7 protein-coding genes and 4 pseudogenes are annotated in these 8,853 nt (G+C 67.5%); 3 read left to right on the top strand and 8 right to left on the bottom strand.

The features are described from left to right. The first annotated feature begins 76 nt into the window (after window positions 1-76). Window positions 77-1,239 (top strand): annotated as a pseudogene (locus tag ACWD6R_RS38430) (transposase). A 303-nt stretch (window positions 1,240-1,542) separates the two neighbouring features. On the opposite strand, the gene ACWD6R_RS38425 reads toward ACWD6R_RS38430, so the two are convergent. The 6 genes and pseudogenes from ACWD6R_RS38425 to ACWD6R_RS38400 form a co-directional block, all read right to left on the bottom strand. Continuing rightward, window positions 1,543-2,124, bottom strand: coding sequence for a dihydrofolate reductase family protein (locus tag ACWD6R_RS38425; protein WP_451822998.1), 582 nt, complete (start codon window positions 2,122-2,124; stop codon window positions 1,543-1,545). A gap of 66 nt (window positions 2,125-2,190) precedes the next feature. Continuing rightward, the gene (locus ACWD6R_RS38420; protein WP_451822997.1) at window positions 2,191-2,448 is read right to left on the bottom strand and encodes a helix-turn-helix domain-containing protein; all 258 of its coding nucleotides are present in this window, start codon (window positions 2,446-2,448) and stop codon (window positions 2,191-2,193) included. A 156-nt stretch (window positions 2,449-2,604) separates the two neighbouring features. Then, a complete protein-coding gene (locus tag ACWD6R_RS38415) occupies window positions 2,605-3,723 on the bottom strand; it encodes a DUF4158 domain-containing protein (protein ID WP_451822996.1) in 1,119 nt (372 codons plus the stop codon). A gap of 93 nt (window positions 3,724-3,816) precedes the next feature. After that, a pseudogene (locus ACWD6R_RS38410) lies at window positions 3,817-4,161 on the bottom strand (IS5/IS1182 family transposase); the annotation flags it as partial. 92 nt (window positions 4,162-4,253) lie between these two features. Further along, the gene (locus tag ACWD6R_RS38405) at window positions 4,254-5,135 is read right to left on the bottom strand and encodes an SRPBCC family protein (RefSeq protein ID WP_451822995.1); all 882 of its coding nucleotides are present in this window, start codon (window positions 5,133-5,135) and stop codon (window positions 4,254-4,256) included. Beyond that, window positions 5,132-5,503 (bottom strand): ArsR/SmtB family transcription factor, encoded by a 372-nt coding sequence (locus ACWD6R_RS38400; RefSeq protein WP_451822994.1) that lies wholly within the window; start codon window positions 5,501-5,503, stop codon window positions 5,132-5,134. Before ACWD6R_RS38400 ends, ACWD6R_RS38405 begins: the two co-directional genes overlap by 4 nt. A gap of 628 nt (window positions 5,504-6,131) precedes the next feature. On the opposite strand from ACWD6R_RS38400, the pseudogene ACWD6R_RS38395 reads away from it, so the two are divergent. Then, window positions 6,132-6,290 (top strand): annotated as a pseudogene (locus tag ACWD6R_RS38395) (nuclear transport factor 2 family protein); the annotation flags it as partial. Between the two features lie 31 nt (window positions 6,291-6,321). Here the strand turns inward: ACWD6R_RS38395 and ACWD6R_RS38390 are convergent. After that, window positions 6,322-6,703 (bottom strand): annotated as a pseudogene (locus ACWD6R_RS38390) (transposase); the annotation flags it as partial. A gap of 26 nt (window positions 6,704-6,729) precedes the next feature. After that, window positions 6,730-7,410, bottom strand: coding sequence for a hypothetical protein (locus tag ACWD6R_RS38385; protein ID WP_451822993.1), 681 nt, complete (start codon window positions 7,408-7,410; stop codon window positions 6,730-6,732). A gap of 854 nt (window positions 7,411-8,264) precedes the next feature. On the opposite strand from ACWD6R_RS38385, the gene ACWD6R_RS38380 reads away from it, so the two are divergent. Continuing rightward, on the top strand, window positions 8,265-8,853 hold a 589-nt coding region (locus ACWD6R_RS38380), incomplete at its 3' end, for an IS6 family transposase (RefSeq protein WP_451822992.1).

Here is an 8,853-nt window from a genome sequence, read left to right as displayed (position 1 = left end):
CGGCCTCAGAACGACTCTGTCGACTGCTTCTCGGACACTGTCCTCATCGCGTCGTCCCAGGTCAACGAGGCGCGACGTGTCAGAGCTCAAGATAACGCTGGGCACGAACATGGGCATCCGCGCGATCGTGGCGACCGGCGAGCACGGCGAGAGCGAGGCAGCGCTGCGGCACGTGCGCCGGCACTTCATCACCGTCGACAACCTGCGGGCCGCTGTCACCAGGCTCGTGAACGCCACCTTCGCCGCCCGCGACACCGCATAGTGGGGCCGCGGCACCGCGTGCGCGTCGGACTCGAAGAAGTTCGGGTCCTGCTCCTCGAACTTCATGACCGAGTACCACGCCCGCTACGGCGGCAACGGCGTGATGATCTACTGGCACGTCGAGCGGAAGAACGTCTGCATCTACTCCCAGCTCAAGAGCTGTTCGTCGTCCGAGGTCGCGGCGATGATCGAGGGCCTGCTGCGGCACTGCACGGACGCCGAGATCGAGTCGAACTACGTCGACACCCACGGCGCCAGCGTGGTCGGGTTCGCCTTCACCGAACTGCTCAACTTCCGTCTCCTGCCCCGGTTGAAGAACATCGCAGCATCCGCCTGTACCGCCCCGACGACGCCCCGCCCGGCTGGCCCGCGCTCGGCGCCTCGCTGACCCGGCCGATCCGCTGGGAGCTGATCGAGCAGCAGTACGACCAGATGGTCAAGTACGCCACCGCGCTCCGGCTCGGCACCGCCGAGGCGGAGCAGGTCCTGCGGCACTTCACCCGCGGCGGCCCCAAACACCCCACCTACCAAGCCCTTGAAGAACTCGGCCGCGCCGTGCGCACGGTCTTCGCCTGCGACTACCTCGCCAGCCCCGGCCTGCGCCGGGAGATCCACGGCGGGCTCCAGGCCGTAGAGAACTGGAACAGCGCGAACACCGTGCTGCACTACGGCAAGGACGGCGCCCTGACCGGCCCGGACAAGGAGCACGCCGAGACGTCGATGCTCGCCCTGCACCTGCTCCAGTCCGCGCTCGTACACGTCAACACCCTCCTGGTGCAGCAGGTCCTGGCCGAACCGGCGTGGGCGAAGAAGCTCAGCGACGAGGACCGGCGCGGCCTGACCGCGCTGTTCTGGTCGAACGTCAACCCGTACGGCACCTTCCGTCTCGACATGGACAAGCGTCTCGACCTGGGGTCGGCCTCCTGTGTGCCCCGCCCCCGCATCTCGGCGGATACCGTCGACCGATCGGCAAGGTAGAGCCAGCCGGGGCGCCGCGTCCGGGGCTCTTGGTCAGGCGGGCGGGGGCTGGGTGTAGAGCGCGGTGGACCGCGGGCACGGCGGTGACACGCCTGGTGTAGCCCTGGCCACGCCGTAGGGGGTCGGCCGAGATACGACGGAAACCGGCAACCAGTGATCTTGAGTTGAACTTGTCGCAGGTGAGGTGCTGGGGCGGATCGGCGTCGGCTGCCCGACCAGGGACAGCGATGCGCAAACGCAGCCGGAGGCCCGATCTTGTGTCACCGTTCGCAGTGGACTTGTTCGCGTACCCGCTCAGATCGGTCAACGGCGCACCCGATAGCGCAGGTGAAGCACCCGGTTGCCCTGAATCATCACGTCAGGATCCTCCAACAGGTGTTGCGCGTGGACCGACCCGAAGTAGGGCTTGCCGGACCCGAACACGACGGGTACGACGTCCATGCGCACCTCGTCGATCAGGCCCGCGGCAAGCACCTGGCCACCGACGTCGCCAGCGGCGACCTCGACCATGCGGTCACCCGCAAGCTCCTGCGCCTTGGCCACGGCTGCCTCGACGCCGTCGACGAAGTGAAACGGCGCCTCGGGGTCCCAGCCCTCGGGCTGCGGCCGGTGCGTCACGACGACCACATGGTCGATCCCGCCCGGAGGCTTCCCGTCCCAGCCGTCCGTCAGGTCGAAGACGTGGCGGCCGACGAGTGTCGCCCCGATCTGGTCCCAGTACGGCCGGGTGTAGTCGTAGGACGTCTGCGACACCTTCAGCTCGCCGCTCTCGTCCAACGGGACGTCACCGCTGGACAACCAGTCGAACAGCGGTCCGGGCTGGTCATTCTCGTCCGCGACGAAGCCGTCCACCGACACCGAGCTGTACATGGCCACCTTGCCCACGGGGCTCTCCTCTGCTTTGGGGTGCCCCCAAATTAGCGTGTCGTGAGCTGTCGCTCTTGTAAGAAATCAATCGGCCGGCAGCGGCCAGCCGTCCAGCGCGTGGCCGGGATGTTCGCGCAGAAACCGCCGCCGGACTTCAACGTACCGGGTCGGCGTGAGCCCGGTGAACGCCCGGAACTCGTGGCCGAAGTGGGCCTGGTCGAAGTAGCCTGCGCCACCGGCGAGGTCGCCCCAGTCGATCGGTCCGGCGGGGTTGATCGCGAACACGGTGGCGGCGAAGCGGTAGGTACGGGCCAGCCGCTTCGGCGTGACGCCGATGAGCATGCCCGTGCGTGGCAGGCCTGGCTGGAAGACCGCATCGCCGAGGACTGGCGGCTGGGTGCGATGTGCCGGTTTGGTGTCAGTGGGTGGGTGTCAGTGACGGCAGGTCAGACCGGGGTGTTTCTCCTGTCCGGGCGTTCATGAAGGACAGCGCCACTGTCATGGGGCGGTATCTGTAGCGGGCACAGCTGTCATGGGGCGGTACACCCCGTCCTGTTCCGCTGTCATGGGAACGGCACTTCTGATCCCGCGGTGACTGCGCGGCTGCACTGTGGTGGGTGGTGCTGTTCGCGGCGGAAGGTTAATCGGTGGGGGAGCCGGGCGCGTGGGGTGAGGTGACGGCGGGGCTGGGAGTGCCCAGGTCGGTGCTGGTGGCACGGCTGCTGGAGCTCGATGCGGTCGGGGCGTTGACGACGGCGCACGTGCGTGCGGGCGCTCAGGTCGGCGGGGTGAATGTGCGCACGGTGTGGCGCTGGCTGGAGGCGGCGCGGACGGAGGGCCGTGTGGGGCGCAGGCCGCGGGCCCGGCTGGAGCTGTCCGACCAGGCGTGGGAGGCACTGGCGCAAGCGGGTGGGAACGTGGCGGCGCTGCACCGGTATCTGAAGGAGGCCGGGGGCGAGGTGCCCTCGCTGGCGTCGTTGCACCGGGTGGTGCGCCGGGACCTTCAGGCCGGCAGGGTCTTGCCGGACCGCGCTGTGGTGCGGCAGGAGCGGGAGGAGCAGCGGACACGGCGGGCACTGGCTGACCTCGCCCTGGCCGGGCCGCGTGAGGGCGGCGCGGCGAAGACGTCTGCGCCACTGCCACCGCGTCTCGTATCAGAGGCGACCGGGGGCTTGCCGGTGGTGGAGAGCGGTGCGGTGGCGGGTGTGGCGTTGCCGGCGGGCGCGCAGTTGGTGCGGACGTCGTCGGTGCGGGCGGTGGCCGAGGCGGTCGGGCAGGCGATGGCGGTGGAGGGCGCGGTGTGGTCTTCGTCGCCCGGTACACCGGCAGCGTGCCCTCCGGCAGTTCCACCGCCCGCCGCACGAACTCCGCCACCGCCTCCGGGATGTCCTCCACCTTCGGGAAGCACCCCATGCGCTGATACGACTTCAGCGTCAGCAGCAGGGCCAGCAGATGCTCATCACTGTCCGTACGGTCCGCGGCCCACTCCAGCTCATCGCGAGTCGGCGAGAAGAACAGATGCAGCTCGTGCGCGGTGATCAGCCGCTTGAACCGCGGATACGCGGTCCGTTCGATCGAGGTCACAACCCACCCCAGGCCCCAGACAACAGTCAACATCACCACCAACGACACTGAGCCGAACGGGTGACGGGCCGGGCCCTCAGAGCTTCGAGATCATCCCATGGCCCCTTTTGGGCGTACCTCGGCGATACCCCAGGGTGCCTTGGTCTGGCAGCGGTCGGCGGCCAGATGCCCCAACTCCAGGCTGATCATGCGGTCGTAGGCGCTCAATGCCGCCAGCTGAATCGCCTCGCCCGCACCGCACGCGATCCACTCATCGCGGCGGCGCCGGATCGTGGTGGCCGAGCAGGTCCCGTCGGCCACCCGTTCGTACCCCATCCCGGACACCAGGACCAGAATCAGCCGGTCGAAGACCAGCTCATCGGCGATACGGGGGTTGTGGCAACCCCACGGATGCTTCTCGTGGTGCTCGGGCAACTGCGCGAGGAACTCCTCAGGCAGCGGCTCCAGGATGCATGCTGGAACGGCAGGCACGGCCCCTCCCTGGTTGCAGAGCGTCAACAACTCCACGAAGGCGCCGTGCCGGTCTGACTACCTGTCCGCCCGTGCCCATGACCTACCACTGTCTATGACGTGGCGAAGTGGGTGCGTGGGCCGTCGCCGCGTAGCCGCCCCGCCGGGAGCTTGCGCCCGCACAGGACGAGCGCGAGATCCTGAGCCCGGCCGGTCAGTGGCGTTCCCGTCCCGAATGACCAGTCGATGTCATCGGCTCGCAACTCGATCCCGTCCAGGCCGACGCCGAAGTGTTTGAGGCTTTTTGGGCCTGTGATCGTCTCCAGGACGATCCGCAGGTGTTCCTCGGGGATCTGGCGGGTGATGTTCAGCGGCACGGTGATGTCCAGGCCGTGGATCACATCGTGGGTCAGTGCGGCCTCGAAGCCACCGCCGGGTGGTTGCCACGGGTACCACTCGTTGTTGCGGAGGGCCGCGACGAGCTCGTCCGTCGGGGCTTGCCCGTCCCGCCTGGCGCAGCGGTCTGCCATGCGGTTGAAGTTGCCCCGTGACGTCATGAGTTCGCGGATGAATCGTGCGGTCGAGTACCGGAACGGGAAGCCTGCTTGTGCCTCTGGGCTGCGGAACGCCTCGGGTACGTGCGTCTGGTGGATGTGCACCTCGGTGCGGCCGTCGCCGAGGTCGGCGAACGTCGCGGTCATCGTCATCCTGCTGTGGGTCTCGGTCCACACGAGTCGCTCCGGCTCGCTGACCTCCACATAGACGGCTCGGGTCGGGTACCGGCTGCCGTCGGCGTCGTTGACCATGACGGTCTCGAAGACCCCGCCTGGACGTGCGTCGACGACGATGTCCGCAAGCGGTGCGCTCACGCCGATGGGGCCCCAGAAGTGGGTGAGGTGTTCCGGTTCGGTCATGCAGCGAAAGACGAGCTCTCTGGGAGCGTCGAAGACACGGGTGAAGCTGAGTTCACCAGCGGCAGGCTTCTGGTCAGTCATGAGCCATGTCCTTTCCAGTCCGGCTCGGGGGATTGTGCTTGCTGGACCTCGCGCAGGTGCTGGTCGAGCTTGTCGAAGCGTTCCATCCAGGTCCGTCGACTTTCCTCGATCCAGAGCAGTGCCGCGTCGAGCGCTTCGCGCTCAAGGTGGCAGGGCCGGAACTGGGCGTGCCGGGTCCGCGAGATGAGCCCAGAGCGTTCGAGCACCTTGAGGTGCTTGGAGATTGCCGGCAGGGACATCTCGAACGGCGCCGCCAACTCGTTCACCGTGGCATCCCCTCTGGCGAGGCGGGCCACGATCGCCCGACGCGTGGGGTCCGCCAGCGCGGCGAAGGTGACGTCGAGGCGTTCATCGTCCACCGCCGTCACATCGACCGGCTTGCTCCCTGAATCCACTCAGAGCGGCTCCCATCCCTCCGATCTCGTCGGGCGTGCACCTGGGGCAGACCGCCGGCCCCTGTATGGATGCGGATGCCAGCCACGCCTGGGGGCCGGTCGTCACGGACCAGCGGACGGGCGCTGGGTGGTGGAGCGGCCCAACTGATGATCTGCGGGTTTTTGTCGGTGGTGGTTCGGCATCGTGATGTCAGTGCAGTGAGTATCGGGTTTCTGCTGTTCAGGTGGTTGTGGTCAGGGTTTCGGGTGGTGACACGGATGCCGATCTAGCGCTGACGTTTTTGGTGATGGTGCTGGTCAGTTGGTTGCCGGTTGGTATGACGTGGGGTGTGATCTGGTGCTGGGCGTATCGGCGGTCCGGTGAGTGCGGTTCCGCACTCACCGCCGAGGACCGGCCATCGGCCACCGGTCACGACGGCTGGTGGGGCGGCCGGTCCGGCGCGGGCATCAGCGCGTGCACCGTCCGTTGGAGGTCCGCGATGTGCTCGCTCCGGGCGGCGAGGACATCGCGCAGATACCCGGCCTCGGCCTCGGCGAGCTGGCGGCCGTGCCGCGCCCGTTCCAGCTCGGTGCGCAGCGTGGCGACGTTGTCCTGCTCCTGGTCGTGCTCGGCGTTCCCGGCCGGGGGCGGGCCACCGGACGTGCGTATCGCGCTCGGTTCGCTCTGCATCTCACCGTCGAAGACAGCCTTGTCACCCGGCACCATGTCTACGAGGACAGCCTCGCCGTCGCCCAGGCATTCGAGGCGGAGAATCGGTGAAGGGCCACCAGGTCAATTGCGAAGATGCGGCTCACAGCCACTCATTGATAGCCGCTACGAGGACAGTGGCCTCGTAGCGGACGGCGAGTTTCTCGTAGCGGGTGGCCACCGCCCAGTGCCTCTTGAGGCGATTGATGCCGCACTCCACCGCATGGCGCCCCCGGTAGCCGATCTTGTCGAACCTCGGCGGCCGACCACCGCGGGCGCCGAGCTTCTTGCGGTTGCGAACCTGGTCGGCCTTGTCCGGAATCGTGCAGCGGATCCCGCGTTTGCGCAGGTAAGCGCGGTTCCTGCGGGACGCGTACGCCTTCGGCACGCACGCGATCGGGTCGGGTACGCGGTCTGCCGGGCCCCAGACGATGCACCCGGATCTTCTTCAGCACGGGCTCGAACTGCGGGGAGTCCCCTCGCTGCCACGGCCGGGCCGTTCCCGGGGAAGCTATTTGATCTTCGCGGTGATGGTCTTGATGAACTTAGGGAGCACGTCGTCCCGCCAGACGAAGGGTGCTGGGGCCGGCGTGCCCTTGAAAGTCACGGTGGTCTGCCCGCCTACGGTGAACAGCAGCGGGCCTTTGCGGCAGTTCCAACTTCCCTCGGCAAGATCGGTGATGACACAGCGATCCGCGCCTGCCGCCCCCCGGGTATTGGTCCCAGACGCGAGACGATCGACGTAGCCGTCAATCAACTTGGGGTCGGCCACGGCCTCGATGCGGAGCCAGAACAGGGTAGAGCTGTAGGTCTCGCCCGGAAGGCGCATGCTGTAGAGGCACCGGCCGGACTCGGACCGGTCACCCTCTTTCCACGAAGGGTGCGCAGCGAATTCCTTGATCGACAAGGCAGTGATCGGGTGGCTCTCCTGTTGGATGTCCTTGACGCCAGGGAAGATCGCCTCGATTTCCTCCTTGCGCACGAACGAGCACGCGTCCGGCCACCGATTCGCGGCCAGGATTTCCCCGCTCTTGAGCGAAGGAAGGGCGATGGTCGCACCGCGGGGGGCGGCCTTGCCTATCGCAACATCACTGGACCACGGGTTGGTCCCGACCAGGAACGTCAGCAGGACGACATTTGAGATCAGCAGGGCGCCTATCAGGGTGAGCACCGCGGCTCTGTTCTTCAGCATGGCGGCCGATCATCCCCGAAGGGTGAGCTGGTTGTCGACCGCATCCGCTGCCCCGAGGCATCCCGCTGCCGGGAGATCGCGGATCCGCGGAGCCGGGCCGGCCAGTGACGCGGCGGCTGTCCATACGTTCCTGTGGGACGGAGAGCGCGAGATACCGTTCCCCACTGATCGGGGGTTGAGGAACAACGACGTGCACGATGGCGCAAGGCGGTGGTCGATAAGACCCGGACCGGGCAGTTCGTCCGAAGCACTTCGAGGCGATGGTCTTCACCGCGCTGGCGGAGGAGTTGCGTGCGATGTGCCGGGTTCGTGTCAGTGGAGTGGTCGGCAGTCGCTGTCGGCTACTTTCCGCCGTCTTTTCGCTGGTCACGGTGGGGGTGAGGGACTGTCCGCTGCTGACATGGAGGTGACACGGGCGGCGGGGCTCACTGTCACGGCGCGGTATATCCCATGGTGGTTCACTGACACGAGGCCGAGATATCGCACGGCGCAGCAGCCTCACGTGACGGTGCTGGGCTTCCAGCACCTGCGCGCTCCCGGCCATGTCCACCGCTCGGCCGACCGTGCCCGGTATCTGCAGCAGCCACCGGCGATGAGGCCGGCATACCCGCTGCTGCGCTCCCAGATACAAGCGAGCGGCCTCCCTCCTCCCGGCACGCTGCGCCATGCATTCAGGGCAAGCTGGTCCCCAGCGCCGCACCTTCTCCGCAGTGTGGTGAAACTGCGCTGCCGGCCCTGTGACGAACCGCCGGCGGGGCTCCTCCTGCGCCCAGGCAGGCAGCGCCCGCAGCAGGTGATCCTGCGGGACGCGGCACAGCTTCCACGGCGGGTGGCCGCCCGGGACGCAGGAGAACATGATCACCCCGGGAGGGGCTGTGCACGATCGCAGAGAATTTCGTGAAGAAGAGCAGAAGGGACTTCAGGGGAACGTGTTCGCGCAGGCGTGGGGGCCTGGCTTCGTGGTCAAGACCGTTGTCATTCTCGCGGCCTTCTCCTTCGCGGTGTGCTGGGTACCGGACGGATGGCGCCCGCTCGCTGCTCCGCTGGTCATGGTTCCGGTGGGCGTTGTCACTTTGGCTGACCGGCCTGGGATGATCTTGGAGTTGGTCGTGCCGGGGAGGGGTTCGCTCGTGTCGTCCGCGCCGCCGTCGTATAAAGGGCACCGGTACCCGGTGGAGATCCTCTCCCACTGCGTGTGGCTGTACTTCCGGTTCCCTCTCAGCTTCCGCGAGGTCGAGGAGCTGATGCTCGAACGCGGCGTGCTCGTCTCCCACGAGACCGTCCGGCGCTGGTGCGCGAAGTTCGGCCAGGCCTACGCCAACGGCCTACGCCAACGGCCTACGCCAACGGCCTACGCCAACGGCCTGCGCCGCCGGCGTGTGCGGCCGGGCGACAAGTGGCACCTGGACGAGGTCTTCATCAAGATCAACGGAGAGCAGAAGT

The organism is Streptomyces sp. NPDC005151 (assembly GCF_053599875.1).
Note: the sequence above shows the minus strand (reverse complement) of the source record. Positions and strands in the feature narration are given on the sequence as shown.